Raw genomic sequence first — 19543 nt, forward strand, 5'->3', positions numbered from 1 at the left:
CGTAAACTCGCCACCAAGTGCTTTCCCGGGCTTAGGCAAACAGGATTTAGGGGGCAGTGGGGAAGTACAATCTTTTCCCTCTTGTTCTGAGAATAATCCCTTTACATAATGCGTGTTATAAACCCAACCTTGGAATCAGTGTGATTTTGGCCCCCGATGGCCGTTGCGGCCGGCGTGGTACTTTTCCGCAGCCATGCCCCGTTTATGACATCTTTCCCGACCCGACCTAGCTGGGCCTGCGTTGGGCCGTTTGCGAAGGAAGCGATTTCGACCGTTTCAGTTTACCGGCGCTACTTTGGTTACTAATCGTGGAGCGACGTTGTATCCGCCCACGGCTGACCTTTCGCCCCGTTTGTCGCCCGTACCCCTCCCGACCATGCTTTCCTTCCACCGGTTATGCTGCGCCTTTTCCGTACTGGTCCTGCTGGGTGGGCTAACCTCACTGACCGCCCAGGGGCAGGCCCGGCTCAACTTGGGCTTTGAACCGGACGTGAACCGGCCCGCTCCGCTGCTGTTCTGGGCGTGGTCCAAAAATCCCGCGGCGCACGTGGTGCTAGACACCGCCGCCGCGGCCCACCAGGGGCGCGGCAGCGTGCGCTTCGACCTGGACGTCGAGGAGCCGGCCCCGAGCGTCGCGTTCCTGACCTACGCGCTGCCAACCGACTCGGTGCGGGGCACCCTGACGGTGCGGGCCTGGCTGCGCACGGCGGGGTTCCACGGCACCGCCGGCCTCTACGCCTACGTGTACGGGGCCCTGCCTGCCGAAGCGCTGGCGCAGGTCGACAGCGTTCGGCGGCGGCCGACCGATAGCGGGTGGCAGCAGATGGAGCTGCAGCTGCCGGTAGGGGCAGCGGCTACCCGGGTGATGCTGGGCTTTCGAGCGCAGGGCACGGGGCAGGTCTGGCTCGACGCCGCGGAGCTGCGCGTGGGAGACCGTCCCTACCGCGACCGCTCACTGCCCGGCACGGAACCCTACCTGCTCCCGGCCACCCCGCCCAACTGGGACTTCGAGCGGCCGCTGCCCGCGAGCCTGTCCGCCCCGGTCTTTGCGCCGGACTCGGCCGGCCCGGCCCGGGGCCGCCGCAGCCTGCGCCTGACGCTGCCCGCCGGCAGCCCCGGCGCCCGCCTGTACGTGGGGGCGCTGCCCATTGCCGCCACCAACCAGGGGCACACCCTGACCGTGAGCGGCCAGGTGCGGCAACTCACCCCCGGCCCGGCCCCGACCCTCACCTACGCGCTGCTGAGCGAACCGCGCAACCCAACCGGGACGCGTAGCCATACGGCGATACGCGACCGGCCGGTATTTCGCGAGGCGCCCCTAGCCGTGGCCCCTGGCCCGGGGTGGCAGCCCTTTCGGGTGGACGTGCCCTTGCCACCCCAGCTCAACCCCGATTTCCGCCTGACGCTTAGCCTGGGCGTGCGGCTGGCCGGCGCGGGCACAACGGGGCTCGACGACGTGCGGTTTGCCCTGGACGGGCGGCCCTACACGGCCGCCCCCGCCACGGACGCGGCGGTCCCCACCGCGGCGGAAACCGCTTGGCTACGCCGGCACCTGCTGCCCCTGCCCGCCGTCCCGCCCGGGGCCGACGGAGCGCCCTTGGCGGCGTTGCGCCCGTTGCTGGGCACGGCCCGGGTCGTGGGCTTGGGGCAAGCCACCCCTGGGTCGGCCGACCTGGCCCGGTGGCAATTCCGCGTGTTCCGACTGCTGGCCGAGCAGCACGGGTTCACGTACCTGGTCCTGGATGCCGACATGGCGGTGGCGCAGCCGCTGGACGCCTACGTGCAGGGCGGAGCGGGCGACCCCACTGCCTTGCTGAGCCACTTGGGGGCCGACTGGAATAGCCCACCCCTGGGAGCCCTGGTGCAGTGGCTGCGCACCTACAACCAGCGCCCTGGGGTCGTGCGGCTGCACGTGGCCGGGGTGCGGCCCCAAGACCCGCTGGCCGCGCTGGCCGCGCTGCGTCAAGCACCCGCCTGGCAGGAACCCACCGCCCGGGAATTGTTGGGCCAGGCCGAACAAGCCCTGCTTACCTTGACGCATACCGTGCGGCCGGGGGCCTCGCCCGCGGAGTTGGGGCCGCCCGCCGTGACGGCCCGCCACCGGGTGCAGGAACTGGCGACCTACCTGGACGTGCACGCCAAAACCAGCGGCCGGCCGGCCGCTCCAGCAGCGCTCGCGGGGCCGCAGCAACTGCTGCGCCTGCTGGACCAATACACCACCGCCTACACCCTGTCCAGCCAGCAGCGCGCCTTGTACCAAAGCGGCGCCCTGGCCGAAAACGTGTACTGGCTCGGCCAGCAGCACCCGGCCGCCAAGCTGGCAGTCTGGGGCCCCAACCACTTGGTGGCGCTGACCGCCGACGACGACCGCCCCCTGGGGGAATGGCTGCGGGCCCTGTACGGCCCGGCCTACGTGGCCGTGGGCACGGCGTTCCACCGGGGCTCGTACGCGGCCAGTACCACCGGGTTAGCGGCCGCGCAACCCGCGTACCCGGGCACGGTCGAGGAGTGGCTGCACGCGGCTGGACTACCCGCCGCCTTTTTGCCCCTGCGGGCGCTGCCATTGAGCGACGAGTCGGCCTGGCTGTTTCAGAAACAGCTATTCCGCGACATTCGGCGGCCGGCCCCCGCGCAGGAGTTCCACCTCCACCAACCTCGCCTGGAGTTTGACGGGTTGCTGTTTGTCGACGAAATCCGCGAATGATGGCCTCGGTTAAAAGTTTGGTCCAAAGGTTAAACGAGGTGCTTCCAAACCTGGTGGCTGCACGTTAAAACCCTGCATTCAGCGCTCAGCAGGGCGGTTTGTTCAGGGAAACCTCCGTTTAAATGAACAAGGGGTAGCGCAAGAGTAGGAACAGAAATTCCCGTTAGGCGCTCCTAGCATCAGAATTTAGCAGGGAGCAAGTGCATTTGTCTCAATAAGTCACGGTTAGTGGGTAGTAGGAGCCACTGATTAGCGAGATAATCAAACGAGACACATTTGGAGAACAGGAGCCGCCGGTCATTCAAAACTGCCTTAGTAGCGTTAAAACGGTAGTTGCTCACGACAGAGGCTGCGAGAACATGTGCTTAAAGTAGGCACTGATCACCGCTTTTTTTTTAAGTATCCCACTCTATCTACACGCGCTTCAACTCAGCGCATAAGCGCTTATTTCTTTGCGCTCGGCGCTGCTGGGCACGACCTGCTCCAGCGCTTGGCGCTGCCAACGGCCAAGACAGGGCCGGCGAGATGCCTTGGGCACGGGCTAAGTCGCTTTGGCGGGCACCAGCAGTAACTTGACGCACACACTTCGCCTAAAAGGCCGACGTGTATTTCTTACGAGTGGCGGACGAGCCACCGGCATTTGATTTGTCAGGCATGGACAGGAAAGTTAAGACTTCTCTCTGTCCGTTTTGGCTAAACTACCTCACACCGACCTTATTACCCTTCGGCTCGCGGATACTATCCGGCTACTGGGGCAGTAGTTGCCGGGCAGTGAAGTGCAGACAGCATAGGGCGTTCAGCATAACAAGAGTCTTAACCTTAGGGTATTAGAACAATTTTTAACAAAATCACAGAAATTCTTAATTCATTTAAAATTCATTATAGTAGAAGAAACTTTATGAACAAATGTCACAAATGCACAATTTTTTGCAAAAGATAATATGTCATTTAGCTAAGAAATCGATGAAATATGTGGTTTTGTTGATTATTTATTGTGTTTTATTGTGTGTTTTTCATTGTTTGCGATGTCACAAATATCGCCTATTTGTCCTTTTTAAAAGATAAGAGTATGGTAACTTTGTCGAAGTAATAGCGGAGAAATTTAATTTTTCATTGCGTTTATTGGAGTTAAAATTTATTATTTGTATATTTATTTATGAATATAATAAGACTTTTGTTTTTCTCTATTATTTTGTTAATAACAATTGTAACAAGTGCGGTATGTTTTTCAAGAAAAGATAATTTTACATATAATAATATAAATTTATTTTATAAAAAAATTTACAAAACCGTAAGAAGAGTTGATGATTTTCAAGAGATATCTGTAGATGATGGAATAAAGCTTTATTTAAGCCAAAACAATCAAAAAACTGTTTCCGTTATAACTTCTTCTGCTTATTTAGGGGAAAAGATAAAAACTGTAACAACAAAGGATAAATTACGAATTTATTTTGATGCTTCAGACGACCCTAATTGGAAAGGTTTGGTTCATTCGCGTGAAGAGTTCAAAGTTTATGTTACCATACCAATACTTTATGACGTAGAAGCTGCAGATGGTGCACAGGTAAGGATTGAAGAAGTATTTAATAATTCTGAGAAGGTATCATTTTATTTAGCTTCTGGAGCAAAATTATACGGAAACATAAAATCTGATTTTTTAAAAATTATAATGCGAGGAGGTTCTATTGCTAATGTTAGAGGAAAAGTAAATCAATTAGACATTCATGTAACACAAGGGAGTAAATTTAAAAATTCAAAACTGATATCTAAAGAATGCAAAGCTTATGCATCTGGTGCGAGTCAGGTTGAATTATCTGTTAGTGACTCATTGGATGCCAATGCTGTTAACGAAGCAGTTATAAAATATAAAGGAAAAGGTAAACTTTTCAAAAGCAGTAAACAACAAGGTGGCGAAATAACTCGTATGTAGAACAATGCGTTTAATACTAATTGTATAAAAACTCAACATAAACAAACCATTTTTTCACCAACCAATCTTATTCATGAAAAAGCTCAGTAATTTGCGCGAGTTGTTCAGCGAACTGGAACAACTCGCTGAAGATCAACAGGGACATCTAATCGGTGGATTTGCCGCTATAGGTGGTCTTCAAATGAATATCTTTGAAGGTGATAATAACTGCAATGGTGGCAATTGCATAAGTGGTTGTGATACCACAAATACAAATTGCAAAGGGGCTTGCGCTAATTAAAATCATTTTTTCACCAATCAACCTTATTCATGAAAAAGCTCAGCAGTTTGCGCGAGTTGTTCAACGAATTGGAACAGCTCGCTGAAGACCAACAGGGACATCTAATCGGTGGATTTGCTGTTATAGGTGGTCTTCAAATGGTTAAATTTGAAGGAACTGATAACTGTGGTTCTAGCAATTGTACCACTTTTTGTGGTGGGGGATCGACCACAAATGCGAATTGCCCACCGATTAACGCTTCTTGTTTGCAAATGACATAATTTAATTAAGAATCATGAAAAAGCTCAGCAGCTTGCGCGAGTTGTTCAACGAATTGGAACAGCTCGCTGAAGACCAACAGGGACATCTAATCGGTGGATTTGCTGTTATAAGTGGTCTTCAAATGAATATCTTTGAAGGTGATAATAACTGTCACGGCGGCAACTGTTCAACTAATTGTGGGGATTCGACTACGAATGTAAATTGTACGCCGGTGAATGGGTCTTGTTTGCAAATGACATAATTTAATTAAGAATCATGAAAAAGCTCAGCAGCTTGCGCGAGTTGTTCAACGAATTGGAACAGCTCGCTGAAGACCAACAGGGACATATAATCGGTGGATTTGCCGCTATTAATACTTTAGAAATTCCCGCAATTGCAGGTGATAACGATCACACAGGCAACTGTGCAGTTGGGTGTGGTTCTGCAAACGCAACTTGTTTGTAGTGGTATTGATAACAATTAAAACCATTTTTTCACCAACCAACCTTATTCATGAAAAAGCTCAGTAATTTGCGCGAGTTGTTTAGCGAACTGGAACAACTCGCTGAAGATCAACAGGGACATCTAATCGGTGGATTTGCCGCCATAGGTGGTCTTCAAATGAACATCTTTGAAGGGACAGATAATTGTTCTGGTGGCAACTGCGCACCAGGCTGTAAAACTACAAACACCAATTGTATAGCAATCGCATGTGGCTAATTGATTCTAATCTAAGGTTTAGCAACATTACTGATGCAATAATTGAAACGATTCCAGGTTCAATAGTCAGGCTTTATCAGTCAGACTGGTTATCAATAGCGTAGCCAGCCAGTTCTGGTCGAGCGTATGTTACTTTGCCACTGGTTGTCGAACAGCCTGTTACAGACGCTGATAGATAAGGCCAACCAAGACTACCTAGCCGCTAGTCGGCTAACCACGCCGTTGTTAGGTGTGCTTCGACAGCCAAAGAGCGCGGTTGGCCTCGCGCATCTTTGAGCACAGGGCCTAGATGAGGGAAAGAGCGTCAAAAGCATTAAACGCTAAATTTTGCATGTTGTGAAAATTCCTATTCTGGCTTTTGTATCCATACATCGAACGGCTATCATAGGGCAACAGCTTTCATTCTGCTACCAGCCCGGCATAATTGGTGCCAGCGGCTAATGATAATTGTGACGAATAAGAGTTGTCGCGGACGCTTTGCCCGCCATCTGGCTACGCTTGGCCTTCTTCAAATCGATAGTAGCTCGAACAGTACCTGCGGCCAAGTCCGGTGGCCATACGCTGGATAATGGAGCGCACCTTTACCTGGCTCAACGGCTTTCGCTGCAAAGCTATTGACTAAAGGTTGACCCGCGCTCCCACTAAACCTAGCTAAATCATTGCCAACATGATAATATGCCGCAATCAATTAACTTTAACTTAACCCCCTAACACCACCTAATCCTCGTTCAAATTCATTCAGATTCTCAAACCCATTTCAGTAATTTATGGAAAAGCTCAGTAACATACAAAGCTTATTCAATAAGCTAGAGCAACTTGCTGAAGATAAGCAAGGATACTTGATAGGTGGATTTGCTATTATAAGCGCACCAAAAATAACTGATTTTGAAGGAGCTGATAACTGCAATGGAGGGAATTGTGTGTCTTCATGCGGCAAAACATCAAACTCAAACTGTGAATTTGGTTGTGGAGGATAGCGTTTTTTTTGTAATTCATCCAAAGTATTATTTTTAAAATTTAAATCTTAAAGAATTTCAAAAATGAAAATTAGCCAATTCACCTCGCTGCTTCCGTATGGAAATGAATTTTTCTTGCACAACGGATTTACGGATAATTATCTCATTGTCCTTCCATTACTGAAAGACTTGTTTATCGCTGGTAAATCAGAGGGTATCGATAATCTTCAAGAGGTGCATCCAAAATTTTATGAGGCATTAGTAGAAGGTGGATATATAGTTGAAAATGAATCAAATGAAGTCGAACAAGTTAAAGAAGTAAGCAGATTGGTCGATCTAAACGAAAGTATCTACCGGCTCACAATTAATCCAACAATGAATTGTAATTTCAAGTGCTGGTATTGCTACGAAACCCATGTAAAGGGTTCAAGAATGAGCAATGATATAATAGAAAGGACCAATTCATTTATTACTCAAACCGCAAAAAGTCCAGCGCTGAAGGACTTTTCTTTATCTTGGTTTGGCGGTGAGCCTCTACTTTATTTTGAAGATATTGTTCTACCTATAATGAAGCATTTTAATGAAGTGTGTGCTGCTAATGGAATAAATGGTGGGATAAGCTTTACAACTAACGCCTACCTTGTCACAGAGTCGATGGCAAAACTTTTAAAAGAAAATAAGACTCAGCATATGCAAGTTACTTTAGACGGCGCAGAGCAAGATCATGACTTAGTGAGGTATGTCAATGCCAGCAAAGGTTCTTATAAGCAAATATTAAGAAATATAAAAACAATGCTACAAGAAGGCATAAGAATTACTATGCGGATAAATTACACTTTATCAAAAATTGAAAGGTGCTTAGATATTATTGATGATATTAATGACATAACTGAAGCGCAACGTGACCTATTGCTAATAGATTTTCATCGTGTCTGGCAGGACAAGGGTGAAGATATAGAAGACATGACACATTATGTCATAAATAAATTTCAAAGCGCAGGTTTACCTGTTCGCTCGAATTTATCAATGAATAATTTGCGTGACTCCTGCTACGCTGATAAGAAAAACAGTTGTACTATTAATTATAATGGCGATATATTCAAATGTACCGCCAGAGATTTTACTACTGTAAAACGTGAAGGCTATATAAGCGAACTAGGGGAAATTGTATGGGAGAATGATTCTCTTAACAAAAGACTTTCGGCAAAATTTAACAACAAACCTTGTCTAGAATGCCGTATTCTTCCCCTATGTAATGGAGGTTGCTCGCAACATGCTGTAGATAATTTGGGAAAAGGAGATTATTGCGTAAATGGCTTTGATGAAAAGCAAAAGGATAAAATAATTATTGGAAAGTTTGAAGAGGCATTAATATTAAACGAAAAACGCAGATTATTAGAAGAATCACAGAAAACGGTGCTTCTGCCTAGCTCTTAATTTTCGAGTTAAAAACTCAATTTAATTAGCTAAAGCAATTAATATTATTAGTGCAGGCACAGAAGTGTACTAATGTCTTTACTAGCAAATTTATATTTATCTAGAATTCACATGCTCTAATATTTGACACTTGTAAGCAGAGAAATGGACCTATAGCAAAAAAATTGTGAACTTGTTCGCCTTGATTCACTATGTAAGCCGACACGAATGCCATCGTGGCGTAAAAATGCATCAAAGCTATTTGACACACATTAATATTGAAGAATTATATTTATATAATATATACCTATTGCTCGTACGTAAGTATTAATAGTACCATAGAAAGTTTAACGGTCTCGGAGCTATAGCACTGTGGCTACTAAGCGAATAAAGGACAAATAATGTGCGTCCGACTTGTCATAGTGCGTGGCGACGCGGCAAAACTTTTTGATGCGATAGCAAAGTTGTTCAACTGCTTAGAGTTAGGCGTAGCACATAGAATCGTAGAAGAGGGATTGACTACGCTTGCACTGCGGCTAAATAATAGTGCCAGTACTGCACGCAGTCGGGGCTTCAACCAGCGTGTCGGCGAAATAGCTGTAGTCGGCAATGAGATAGGTCAGTGCCAGTTTGATGAATTAGGGCGGGACGTTGAGGTTCTAACCCTTCGGCAGGCAGTTTTAAAAGAAGCAGCCGTGGGCATTGGCCTCGATGTACGGCTTGCTAGTCAAGCCGCTGCAGCTGTGGTTCAGGTCTTGCGGCCCATTTTTTTGGACAACCTATTAGCGTGCTTGTATACCTGCACGGTGGTCAAATCAAGCTGTGACATGTGCAATACATCTTCCTATTGTACAGTTGCTGACATTTGGGCTCACCCATCATTAAGGGTCAAGCGATGGAAACGGGCATACGTGGTGTGCGAGTTCTCAAGTAGGGGTAGGGTACGTCACAGAGACCATTGCGCGTAAGCCCCCGAACGGACTCTCACGAACAGGCAGTTATCCTAACTCTTACAAGGTTTCACGAAGAAATTGAAACAACTTTTAGCAAATTAAAGATTTATTTTTAAAACAAGATATTATTTAAATTTTTTATTACATAAATATACATAATTAAAATGGCGAATAAAATTAAGTTTTATCCACAACTGGAGTCCACGGATTGCGGACCATCTTGTTTAAGGATGGTTTTATCTTATTATAATCGCACACTCACCTTGAATCAAATTAAAAGCTTTTTTACAATTACTAAAGTTGGAATTAGCATACATGACATTTTTGTCGCCGCTAAAAGCTTCGGCATGGACTCTCTTGTTGTGAAAATTAGTATAGAACAGCTATCAGAAATTCCATTGCCAGTGATACTACATTGGAAACAAGACCATTTTATTGTATTGTACGGAATTGTTAAGAAAAATGATATAATAACTAAATTGAGCATCGCAGATCCTGCATACGGCAAGATTAATCTCAGCATTGAAGACTTCGAGAATAATTGGATAAATAACGACGAAAAAGGAGTAGCACTGGTACTTATACCGGATGGAAACTTCTTTGAACCAATTCAAGGTCTTCCTCTAGCTGATGAGAATGTATTAAAGAGAGTATTATTGTTTACAAAAAAAAATATAAAAGGAAATTCCTCCTCTTTGTTAGCTGCTACACTATTTTTTTTAGTGGCTATGATAACAAACTGGTCATTACCAATTTTTTTTCAAAAAGTTATTGACTTAGGTATTGGACACAAAAACTTATCAATAGTTATTATACTACTACTTGCACAATTTGCTATAATATTAGGTAATGCTGTGAGCGATTTTGCTAATTCAAAAATATTACTTAAAGTAGGATTTAATATTGGTATTAAAATGCTTAAAGACTTCTTACTTAAAGTAATTAGTTTACCTATTAGCTTTTTTGATAATAGAATTAATTCTGATATTATTCAGAGGATTGATGATCAAGAAAGATTACAAAGTTTCTTAACTTATAAATTACTATCATTTATAATTGCTATTGCAAATTTTATAGTATTTTCAGGAATGATTTTTTACTATAATAAGGTGTCTTTCTTAATCTGTTTAACCAGTTCTATTTTTTCTATTACATGGATGACATTATTTTTAGAAAAGAGGAAAATGTTAGATTATTCAAGATTTTCTTTTGCATCTGAAAATAAAAATAATATATATGAAATCATATCAGGGATGTCAGAAATTAAAATAAATAATGCAGAGAATAAAAAAATTAACCGTTGGCAAGAGGTACAAAATAATTTAAATTCTATTGTGCTTCATTCATTAAATCTTAATTATTATCAGCTCTTTGGAGTGAATGTATTGAACAGAGCAAAGGATGTACTTATAATCGCTATTTGTGCTGACCAAGTCATAAAAGGCAAAATGACTATGGGAGTGATTATGACAATAAGTTATCTACTAGGGCAAGTAACTAGACCTGTTGAACAGATTGTGGACTTTATACGGAACCTTCAAGATGCTACATTATCTTTTGAGAGAATGTATGAAGTGCAGCAGAGAGAGGAAGAAAAATTTAATTTAAATACTTCTTTACCGACATCCATTAACAATGGTTTTAAAATAAAAGATGTAAGTTTTAAATATCCCGGAAGTTATAATAAATTAGTTATTAATAGAATCAACGTTGAAATTCCTTTAAATAAAACAACTGCTATTGTTGGTGCTAGTGGAAGTGGTAAAACCACAATGTTAAAATTGCTATTAGGTTTCTATTACCCACAAAGCGGAGAAATTTTACTAGACGATATAGTATTCAGCGAACTAGATGTTAAATATTGGCGAAAGCAATGTGGAGTTGTTTTACAAGACGGTTATATTTTCAGTGGAACAATTGGTGAAAATATTTCTTTGAGTGATACTAATATTGATGAGGAGAAGTTAATTTCAGCATTAAACATTGCTTGCCTCCATGAGTTTGTTTTAAATTTACCGATGGGCTATCACACAAAAATAGGGAGAACTGGTATAGAACTTAGTGGCGGTCAAAAACAACGTTTATTAATTGCTAGAGCTGTTTACAAGAATCCCACTTTTATTTTTTTCGATGAAGCAACAAGCTCTTTAGATGCAAATAACGAGAGACAGATAATGATTAATCTTCAATCATTTTTCAAAAATAAGACTGTTGTAGTAATTGCTCATAGATTAAGTACTGTTAGGAATGCAGATCAAATACTTGTTCTTGAGAAAGGATCAATAGTAGAAAGTGGCACACACATAGAATTAATAAACAATGAATCTTATTATTATAATCTAATCAAAAATCAGCTTGAATTAGGAAAATAATTATTAAAACATTGAAATCAATATCAATTCGAAATGAAGCAATTCATTAAGCTTATCTTAGTAATTGTTCCAATTTTAACTTGGCAGATAAGTTATGCTCAACTAGCTGAGTCTAATTTAGTATCTGGAACAGTTTGTGATGAAAATAAAAAGCCCATATTGGGAACTAATATTTTACTATTTAATAAATCAGACTCACTTAATCTAATTCTCTCTACAATTTCTGATTCTTTAGGGCATTTTTCATTCTCATCCTTGAAGTTAGGTCAGTATTCGATTTTAATAAAATCCTTTGGCTATCAGAATACGTTGCGCAAAACTATTAATTTAACTCGCACTAATTCAAATTATTCATTAGGAGTAATTTCATTACAAACTGACTCTAAGGTACTTGGAGAAGTAATCGTTACAGGTGAACCACCATTGGTTACGCAGAAACTCGGCGTAATTACTGTAAACATGAATAGTTCTTATTTAAAAACAGCTACTAACACACTTGACGTGTTAAGCAGGTCGCCTGGGATTCGAGTTGATGTACAAGGAAATATATTGCTAGCAAATGGTGTCTCACCAGTTGTATACATGGATGGAAAACAAATTCCTCTTACTAGTGACGAGCTTAAATCTATAGCTCGAGAGGATATTGAGAGTATTGAAATTATGCCTAACGCATCGGCTCGATATGACGGAGATACTAAAGCAGTTATTGAACTTAAACTTAAGCGAGATAAGAATTTGGGAATAAAGGGGAATTTATACGGTGGCGGGTATGTTAATAGGAAATTCTTAGGAAGTGAAACAGGAGTCAGTATTACATATAAGACTAAGAAGTGGATCAACTATATTCGGTTATCGACCAATATTTCAAATAATTTTTTGTTATCAAATTCATCTAGAGTTTCTGCTGATGCGCTTGGTAATTTTGAGACATTTAATATCAATGGTCTCGCACGTTTGCATACAAATCCGGTATCGTTTCAAACTAGCTCAGACTATAGTTTTAATACAAAAAATACAATAGGTTTTTTAATAAAAGGCCTTTCTACAACTGGCAATGATGTAACTCAAAATACTACGGACATTCTAAACTCGAATGGCAACTATTCATTGCCAACTCTTTCCACCTCACTCAAAAAAAACCTATCTATAGGGACTGATTTAAGCTACAAGTTAACGCTGGAACCATCAAAGACAAGCTTACAAGCGTATCTGGACTTTATACATTATAATTATCAACAGGAGCAAACCTTTGTGAGTGATTTTACTAATGCACCAACTGATATTAACAATTTTCCTAGCGTTCTAATTAGTAATTATCCTAGTACTACCAATATTTTTTCTTTTAGAATCGACTATACCAAAACATTTAATAAAGGTAGTAAGATAAGTGCTGGCATGAAAAATACAAATACAGATACAGATAACAAAGCTGATTTTGATAGTATTAGAGTAAGCGAACCAAATAAACTTTACCATGATTATTCTAAAAGCAATCAATTTTTGTATAAAGAGAGAATAAATGCTGGATACATTGGCTATACTTTTGACAAAAAAAATAATTCTTTTGATTTAGCAGTTCGTCTCGAAAACACTAAATCCCAAGGAAATTCATTAACTTTGAATCAATCTGTTAATAGAAATTACTTGAAGATACTTCCAAGTTTCAGCTTTCAACACAATTTTAGTAAGACAACTAACTTATCATTAGATTTTTCTCGTAAATTAAGCAGGCCTACTTTTTTCGATCTCAATCCATTTAGGTTCTATACAAACCCTTACACATACAATGAAGGTAATCCATTTCTTTTGCCATCTACAATCACCTCTACTGACATAGGTTATCATTATAAAGACTTAAATATAACATTAAAACATATTATATTTGCGAATCAATTCGCACAACTTCCACTTCATAACCCTGTAAATAATACACTGGCTTATATCAGAACAAATTTAGATAAAGTACAAAACTTTTCTATAGAATCAAATTTTGACTATAGTTTCGTGAAATGGTGGAAGATTCATCATTACTTGGTACTTTATCATACTAAAACAACTTCTTTTTTTGATAATAATTATATTAATAATGGTGCTTTTTCTGTTTATTTATATGGACAGCATGCATTTACATTACCGAATAAATTTAACCTCAACTTGAGTTATTATTATAGTGGCCCTAGCGCTTCACAGGTATATACTGTTAAAAGTAATTCCAGCATTAGTTTTGGTTTGCAAAAAAGTTTTTTTAAAGAAAAGATTAATACTCAAATTAATATTAGTGATATATTTAACTTTTATAGAGAATCTTTTTATGGTTACTACAATAATTTTTATATTAATAATATGCAAAAACGTGGTGTTCAGCAAATAAATATAAGATTTACATATTCATTTGGCAAATCTACATTTAATCGCCAAAATAAATATTCTGGAAGTACAGAAGAGGAAAATAGAGCAAGCCATTAAGTAAATTTAAATTTTATAGCTTATCAAAACAATTGATTAAGTTTCAAAAAATTTAATTGTCTCGTCCTGAAAATAAGTTGACAGTTTTAAGATAGTCTAAAATTTGGTTGTCCGTTTTGGCGACAGGCCTAAATCTACTTCATCTTGGGGCTGCTGTCACGAGCGGTTTGTATTAGTTTTTCCAGCGTCGCTCCAGTGGTTTCCAATTACTACGTGTTTCGTTAGGGCTCTGCATATTAAACTCAGTTGCGGCCGTTTGTAGTTGTAGATAAACACCGTCCCTTCAGGTGCTGTTAGGCTTCATATAGAGAGCACACCTGCTGTTGGCTCAGGTGCTGCTGTTTCCTGATGCCGCTGATGTATTCAGCCAACGAGTTTTCCATTAGGTCGGAGTTTTTCGTCAAGCTCACCTGCGCTTGCCACGCTGTCAATACAATCAGGTATTCCTTGCTACAATACTGGATACCTGGGTCGCTGTCGTGAATTAACTGCCGACCAGCTCGCTTGGTCATCTGGCGCAAAGTCATCTCCAGCACCCGGCGACAACGAAGGGTGGCCAGCGTCTCGGCCACGGCAAAGCCCCTGATGCGGTGCGAGTATACATCAGTGAGTAGCGAAACGTACAGGCAGCCAGCTTCGGTGGATTAGTACGTGATGACGGCAACCCATACTTGATTGGGTCGTAACGGGTCAACTCCTTAATCAGGTTAGGATACTTGCGAAACTGGTGCCTGGAAAACACGGTAACTCACGCTTCATGTATTCATGCTCGTGCTCACGCATTAGTGCCCCACGCCGTAGTCGCCCGAATAGGTAGCTAGTCAAATTTAACTTTCCTTCCGTTCTTTATGCTTGCAAAAAAGCCTTGCCTCGCCCGGCAATGTTTTTTTGTGAGTGGAAGGGATTAGGAACCATAAGGTTTACTTCTGATACCTTTCTGATGATTGGCCTCACACCGCATAGGGCCTGATAACAGGCCCTATGCGGACGCTATCCAGAAGACGGGCGCACTTGAACCGCTGGTTGAATAAACCTGCTTTACCTTTCGAACCATTACGCCTTTGTTAAAGGATGGCAGTACCTTCCCCCTTTCCGGCTGGCAAACGTGCCCCTAGGCAAGCCTTGCCGATGCGCCCATTTCATTCGCAGCGCTGGTTATCCTTCTCGGCCATTGCCTGGGTTGGCGTGGCCGATTTGCCCGGTACAGTCAACTACTAAAACGAAAACAAGCCGATGAAAACGCCTTATTTTCTGGCAGCAATGCTCTTAACAGCAGCCGTATCCTACGCCCAAACTACCTCAAGCTACCATATTAGTGCGGCCTTCGCTATTAAAGGTGGGGGAGGCTACGATTACATGACGGTCGACCCCGCTTCTGAAAAATTATATGTTACCTATGGGTCGCAAGTAAACATTTTAAACAAAACTACCGGCGACTCCCTGGGGGTTATTCACGTCGAAAAGGATGCGCACGGCATTGCCCTCGTGCCTTCTTTGGGCAAAGGCTATATCAGCAACGGCACTCTGAATCAAGTGCTCGTATTTGACCTGGCGACCAATAAACTACTGGCCCACGTGCCCACCGGGCAATTCACGGATGCCATTTTCTACGATGACTTTTCTAAAAAAGTGATTACGTGCAACGGCCGCAGTAAAAACATGACGGTGATCGACCCCACGGCTGATGCGGTGGTCGCCACCGTCCAACTGAGTGGCTGGCCCGAAACCGCGGTAAGCGACGGCAAGGGCCACCTCTACGTGAACAATGCCGAGAAAGCGGAGATAGACGTAATCGATGCCACGACCTTTAAAGTCACCCATCACTGGCCCAATAAGCCCGGCACGGGGGCCTCAGGTCTGAGCATGGACCGGCAAGCCATGCGCTTATTTGCCACGTGTGGCAACAAACGCCTGATCGTGATGGATGCAACGAACGGTAAGGTCGTGGCCAGTTTCCCGACCGGGGACGGGGCCGACGGCGCGGGGTTTGATAACGGCTTAAAAACGGCTTATTCCGCCAATGGCGAGGGCACGTTGACCGTTATTCAGGAGCTGTCGGCCAATAAATTCCGGTTAGTCGGCAACGTCATCACGAAACCGGGCACCCGAACGATTGCGGTGGACCAAAAAACGCACAAGGTTTATCTGCCCTCCGCTTCCTTTAAACCAGCGACCAAAGATACCTTTCGTCCAGAAATGGTACCGGGAACATTTGAAATACTGACTGTTGAAAGGAAGTAGTCCTTAACTGAGGACTACTTCAGGGACGTTTAACGAATCAACAGGGGCATCTGCCCCATAAAATGGGCCAAACTAAACCAGCGCAAGTCGGATAATTACAAGGAAAGCGTGCAGGACCTGCCCGCCCCCTCTTCACGCCCTGCCTATTTGCGCTCGCCCGCCGCTGTAAAACAGTCAGCGAGCTACTCCTAGTATATAGCTCCCATTTCTTGGGCATTATAAGCCCAGTTTTTGGGCCGCATTATGCTGCCGGATATTATCGAGGCGGGTGTAACGGCGAATCATGCTCGTCGTCTTGTGCTTGGTCTGGTTCATGACCTCGGCATCGTCCGCCCCGTTGAGCTTGGCAATGGTGACAAACGAGGCGCGCAGCGAGTGGGCCGTGTAGGGCATCCCCAGGCGCAGTTGCACAATCTCGTTCAGACTAAACGTGCTCAGCCGGCGGCGGCTCAGGCGCTGCCCCTTGTGAAACGAGCGAAACAGGGCCCCGCTCGTCTGCCCCTGCTGGTGCAGCAGTTCCAGCCAGTCCTTGACCGCCCGCACCGGGCAGCTGCGCCGGTCGGGGGCAAAGAAGATGGCTTTCTCCTCGGCCTCGCCCTTCTGGTTGGTTTTGCTCTTGGGCAGCTCGACCACGAGGCCGTCGTCATCAAAGCGCAGGTGTTCGATGTCGAGGCTGGCCAGTTCGTCGCGCCGGAACGCGCCGGCCAGCCCCAGCAGTAAAAGCGCCCGGTCCCGGATCCCGTCCGGCCGGTCTAGGTCGATGCCCTGCACCACACGCTTGAAGTAGGCCAGCGTAAAAGCGGGCGCTTGTTTTTGGCGCACGCCTTTCTCGCGGCTGATGCCTTCGAGCAATACTCTGAACTGACGGTCGTCGGTGGGCGTGGGCAGCCCGGCCAGTTGGTGGGCCTTGCTCAGGGAGGCGCAGTGACGCTGGATGGTGGCCACCTTTTTGCCGGCTTCGGCTAGCGACGTGACAAAGGCCGCGGCGGTCGGCACATCGGCGGGTAAGGATGGGCGGCCGTGCTCGTGGCACCACGCAGTGAAGCGCTTCCAATCGCCAGCATAAGCGCGCTGGGTATTGGCGGCGCCTTGCTGCCCGGTCTGTACATAACGCGCGGCCGACTCAGCGTAGTCGTCAATGTGTCGGGCGGTGCCGACAGCACGAGGTTCGGTCGGAAGCGGGAGTTTTTCCATGGCAGGTCGGGCACTACACAACGCTCCCCTGAATTAGAGGCCATCAAAAAAGAGGACGCAAAAGTAGGCATAAATTACCCTCGATAAGTAAATGTTATCGGGGGTAATCAGCAGAAAAGGCAAATTATACTTAATTAGTACAGTTTACTTGACAAAGTGCTATTTTTACTGAAAAAGTGCTATTTACCTAGCGTAGAGCCCAGTCATTCCCCATGCCTCACCCAGGCGTCTATATAATATAGAGTAGCAGCCAGCTCCGGCGGTCATTATCCTCCGGGGTTGCGCGACCTCCCCTGAAACTTAGTATCGATAAGAAAGAGCTTAATTATCGGTACTAAGGTGAAAAAGCGGATTTCAGCCGCACTCCCCCCCAAAAACTGGGCAACTCCTTAGTGTAGCAGGTACGCCCCACCCGCCAACGCCACGCCGAGCAATACCGCTAGCACAACACGCCGCCGGCGCCGACGCTGCTGAGAACGCCGTGAGCGAGGCTGAAGCATCAGGTGGGGCAGCGTGGAAATACCGAAAGCTAGGCAGTAAACGGCTCACCGGCAAGCCGGCCCCCTCAACAACTAGTAGGAAGTGTAAGGAGCAAATATCCCAGCCTCAAACACTTAGGAGATGGAGCTAACTACTTTTTCTACGCCATGGTGCGCAGGTAGTGCTAATAGCGCTAAAACCACTTTAGAAAGTAAGTTATATAATATTGACAAACAGTTACTTAACATATGTTAAACGTCCGTTTAGAAAATGTTATGGAGTATAATTGCAACCTCACGCCTGCTTTACGCCTGCTATTATGAGCTACCCCTGGTCTAATGAAGAGTGGCTACTAGCCTTTCAGAAAATACAGCCGACTCCTGAAGCGGGCCGGCTGGCTTTCGAGGTGGCTAGGGTTGCTGCTGAAGGGAGCCCCTGGCAGAACTCCGTAGTCAAGACGGACTACTACAACTATTTGCTAGAGGGGCGCCCGTTGCTGACGGAGCAGCAACTTTTGAACTGCGTCAACCAAGCACTTGCCCGGCACTTGCCCTTTTCTTTCATTTTGGCGCATGCCCCAAGTTTTATCTGATGATGGTCGGCCCAAATCTGGGCCGACTTCCTTTTGTCGAAAATCTGTCACAAAAACTCAGTTTATTCTTGGCGTTAGTGGCACGCTGCTGCCTTTCTTTTTATCGGAAATAGGCCGCAAAATCCAGTTTATTCCCTGTTGTTTCCCTGTTACTGTGTCACTCACCCGCTACGTTCCTTACTACCGCGTCCCTACTCAAAAGCAAGGCGCCTCCGGTCTTGGCCTAAAAGCCCAGCGGGCAGCGGTGCTGGCCTTCGCTGGCAAGCCAGGTCAACTACTGGCTGAGTTCGTGGAGGTCGAGAGTGGCAAAAAAAAACCATCGGCCGCAGTTGGTCGCTGCCATCGGCGCCGCCCGGGACGCCAGCGCCGTGCTGCTCATAGCCAAGCTCGACCGCCTGAGCCGCAACGCGGGCTTCATCTTCGCTCTGCGTGACTCGGGGGTGCAGTTCGTCTGCTGCGACATGCCCGATGCCAATACCTTAACGGTGGGGTTGTTTGCGGTTATCGCCCAGCATGAGCGCGAAACCATCTCGAAGCGCACCAAAGAGGCACTGGCCGCGAAGAAGGCGAGGGGCACGCAACTGGGCACACCTGCTAACCTGGATGCGGCCGCCACCGCAAAGGGCTTGGAGGTGCGCAAAGCCAACGCCCGTGACAACCAGCAGAACCGCCAAGCCTCAAAGCTGGGCCAGCTGCTCCACGCGCAGGGACATACGCTACAGGAAATAGCCCAACAGTTAAATGATGGCGGCTACCGCACTCGTCGCGGCAAGGCCTTCTTTGCTATGGGTGTTCAGCGACTCTTGGCCAAGTCTGCCATCTAGCAGCAGGGCTAGGGCGGCTGGTAGCAGGCCAGTGAGCTGGGCCAACTCCACCATGTTTGGTAGGCGTGCGGGGCCGGGCGTATTGGTGTTAAGATGCTTGAAAAATAAGCTGCTAGATGAAAGAGAAGTATAAACAAAAGGGCATGGGAGTGTTGCTCGCCAGTTGCTGGGGCAT

The 19543-nt window shown here is 45.6% G+C and carries 16 protein-coding genes; 14 read left to right on the top strand and 2 right to left on the bottom strand.

From position 1 onward, the window contains the following. Nucleotides 1-376 precede the first annotated feature (376 nt). From LC531_RS21770 to LC531_RS21820, 11 genes are all read left to right on the top strand, one after another. Complete coding sequence (locus LC531_RS21770) at nucleotides 377-2704, top strand: erythromycin esterase family protein (protein ID WP_223654321.1); 2328 nt, start codon at nucleotides 377-379, stop codon at nucleotides 2702-2704. Nucleotides 2705-3860: 1156 nt separating this feature from the next. Continuing rightward, the gene (locus tag LC531_RS21775; protein ID WP_223654323.1) at nucleotides 3861-4634 is read left to right on the top strand and encodes a head GIN domain-containing protein; all 774 of its coding nucleotides are present in this window, start codon (nucleotides 3861-3863) and stop codon (nucleotides 4632-4634) included. Nucleotides 4635-4707: 73 nt separating this feature from the next. Beyond that, nucleotides 4708-4914, top strand: a complete 207-nt coding sequence (locus tag LC531_RS21780; protein WP_223654325.1) for a hypothetical protein — start codon at nucleotides 4708-4710, stop codon at nucleotides 4912-4914. Between the two features lie 29 nt (nucleotides 4915-4943). Further along, entirely contained in the window at nucleotides 4944-5174 is a 231-nt protein-coding gene (locus LC531_RS21785) for a hypothetical protein (protein WP_223654327.1), read from the top strand. Between the two features lie 14 nt (nucleotides 5175-5188). Then, nucleotides 5189-5416 carry a hypothetical protein gene (locus tag LC531_RS21790; RefSeq protein ID WP_223654328.1) on the top strand — a complete coding sequence of 76 codons (228 nt, stop codon included), beginning with the start codon at nucleotides 5189-5191 and terminating at the stop codon, nucleotides 5414-5416. Nucleotides 5417-5430: 14 nt separating this feature from the next. Continuing rightward, nucleotides 5431-5619, top strand: coding sequence for a hypothetical protein (locus LC531_RS21795; protein ID WP_223654329.1), 189 nt, complete (start codon nucleotides 5431-5433; stop codon nucleotides 5617-5619). 48 nt (nucleotides 5620-5667) lie between these two features. Beyond that, nucleotides 5668-5874 carry a hypothetical protein gene (locus tag LC531_RS21800; protein ID WP_223654330.1) on the top strand — a complete coding sequence of 69 codons (207 nt, stop codon included), beginning with the start codon at nucleotides 5668-5670 and terminating at the stop codon, nucleotides 5872-5874. A 767-nt stretch (nucleotides 5875-6641) separates the two neighbouring features. Continuing rightward, a complete protein-coding gene (locus LC531_RS21805) occupies nucleotides 6642-6851 on the top strand; it encodes a hypothetical protein (RefSeq protein WP_223654331.1) in 210 nt (69 codons plus the stop codon). Between the two features lie 63 nt (nucleotides 6852-6914). Further along, on the top strand, nucleotides 6915-8267 hold the full coding sequence (locus LC531_RS21810) for a radical SAM/SPASM domain-containing protein (protein ID WP_223654332.1): 1353 nt from the start codon (nucleotides 6915-6917) through the stop codon (nucleotides 8265-8267). Between the two features lie 1096 nt (nucleotides 8268-9363). After that, nucleotides 9364-11571: a peptidase domain-containing ABC transporter gene (locus LC531_RS21815; protein WP_223654333.1), complete on the top strand. Its 2208-nt coding sequence runs from the start codon at nucleotides 9364-9366 to the stop codon at nucleotides 11569-11571. Nucleotides 11572-11604: 33 nt separating this feature from the next. Further along, nucleotides 11605-14037, top strand: coding sequence for an outer membrane beta-barrel family protein (locus LC531_RS21820; protein ID WP_223654335.1), 2433 nt, complete (start codon nucleotides 11605-11607; stop codon nucleotides 14035-14037). Nucleotides 14038-14330: 293 nt separating this feature from the next. On the opposite strand, the gene LC531_RS21825 is transcribed toward LC531_RS21820, so the two are convergent. After that, nucleotides 14331-14663, bottom strand: coding sequence for a DDE-type integrase/transposase/recombinase (locus LC531_RS21825; protein ID WP_332874908.1), 333 nt, complete (start codon nucleotides 14661-14663; stop codon nucleotides 14331-14333). A gap of 607 nt (nucleotides 14664-15270) precedes the next feature. Here LC531_RS21825 and LC531_RS21830 point away from each other — a divergent pair. Further along, on the top strand, nucleotides 15271-16278 hold the full coding sequence (locus LC531_RS21830) for a YncE family protein (protein WP_223654339.1): 1008 nt from the start codon (nucleotides 15271-15273) through the stop codon (nucleotides 16276-16278). A gap of 216 nt (nucleotides 16279-16494) precedes the next feature. On the opposite strand, the gene LC531_RS21835 is transcribed toward LC531_RS21830, so the two are convergent. After that, a complete protein-coding gene (locus LC531_RS21835) occupies nucleotides 16495-17472 on the bottom strand; it encodes a site-specific integrase (RefSeq protein WP_223654341.1) in 978 nt (325 codons plus the stop codon). 799 nt (nucleotides 17473-18271) lie between these two features. Between LC531_RS21835 and LC531_RS21840 the strand changes: the two genes are divergently transcribed. Together LC531_RS21840 and LC531_RS21845 are read left to right on the top strand one after the other, a co-directional pair. Next, a complete protein-coding gene (locus tag LC531_RS21840) occupies nucleotides 18272-18544 on the top strand; it encodes a hypothetical protein (RefSeq protein WP_223654343.1) in 273 nt (90 codons plus the stop codon). Between the two features lie 302 nt (nucleotides 18545-18846). After that, nucleotides 18847-19368, top strand: coding sequence for a recombinase family protein (locus LC531_RS21845; protein ID WP_332874904.1), 522 nt, complete (start codon nucleotides 18847-18849; stop codon nucleotides 19366-19368). Nucleotides 19369-19543: the final 175 nt, after the last annotated feature.

The organism is Hymenobacter psoromatis (genome assembly GCF_020012125.1).
GTDB lineage: Bacteria > Bacteroidota > Bacteroidia > Cytophagales > Hymenobacteraceae > Hymenobacter > Hymenobacter psoromatis.

What these genes read in the sequence shown, in the direction of transcription:
- LC531_RS21770 (WP_223654321.1), top strand. Translation starts at nt 377, where the DNA reads ATGCTTTCCTTCCACCGGTTATGCTGCGCCTTTTCCGTACTGGTCCTG.
- LC531_RS21775 (WP_223654323.1), top strand. Translation starts at nt 3,861, where the DNA reads ATGAATATAATAAGACTTTTGTTTTTCTCTATTATTTTGTTAATAACA.
- LC531_RS21780 (WP_223654325.1), top strand. Translation starts at nt 4,708, where the DNA reads ATGAAAAAGCTCAGTAATTTGCGCGAGTTGTTCAGCGAACTGGAACAA.
- LC531_RS21785 (WP_223654327.1), top strand. Translation starts at nt 4,944, where the DNA reads ATGAAAAAGCTCAGCAGTTTGCGCGAGTTGTTCAACGAATTGGAACAG.
- LC531_RS21790 (WP_223654328.1), top strand. Translation starts at nt 5,189, where the DNA reads ATGAAAAAGCTCAGCAGCTTGCGCGAGTTGTTCAACGAATTGGAACAG.
- LC531_RS21795 (WP_223654329.1), top strand. Translation starts at nt 5,431, where the DNA reads ATGAAAAAGCTCAGCAGCTTGCGCGAGTTGTTCAACGAATTGGAACAG.
- LC531_RS21800 (WP_223654330.1), top strand. Translation starts at nt 5,668, where the DNA reads ATGAAAAAGCTCAGTAATTTGCGCGAGTTGTTTAGCGAACTGGAACAA.
- LC531_RS21805 (WP_223654331.1), top strand. Translation starts at nt 6,642, where the DNA reads ATGGAAAAGCTCAGTAACATACAAAGCTTATTCAATAAGCTAGAGCAA.
- LC531_RS21810 (WP_223654332.1), top strand. Translation starts at nt 6,915, where the DNA reads ATGAAAATTAGCCAATTCACCTCGCTGCTTCCGTATGGAAATGAATTT.
- LC531_RS21815 (WP_223654333.1), top strand. Translation starts at nt 9,364, where the DNA reads ATGGCGAATAAAATTAAGTTTTATCCACAACTGGAGTCCACGGATTGC.
- LC531_RS21820 (WP_223654335.1), top strand. Translation starts at nt 11,605, where the DNA reads ATGAAGCAATTCATTAAGCTTATCTTAGTAATTGTTCCAATTTTAACT.
- LC531_RS21830 (WP_223654339.1), top strand. Translation starts at nt 15,271, where the DNA reads ATGAAAACGCCTTATTTTCTGGCAGCAATGCTCTTAACAGCAGCCGTA.
- LC531_RS21835 (WP_223654341.1), bottom strand. Translation starts at nt 17,472, where the DNA reads ATGGAAAAACTCCCGCTTCCGACCGAACCTCGTGCTGTCGGCACCGCC.
- LC531_RS21840 (WP_223654343.1), top strand. Translation starts at nt 18,272, where the DNA reads ATGAGCTACCCCTGGTCTAATGAAGAGTGGCTACTAGCCTTTCAGAAA.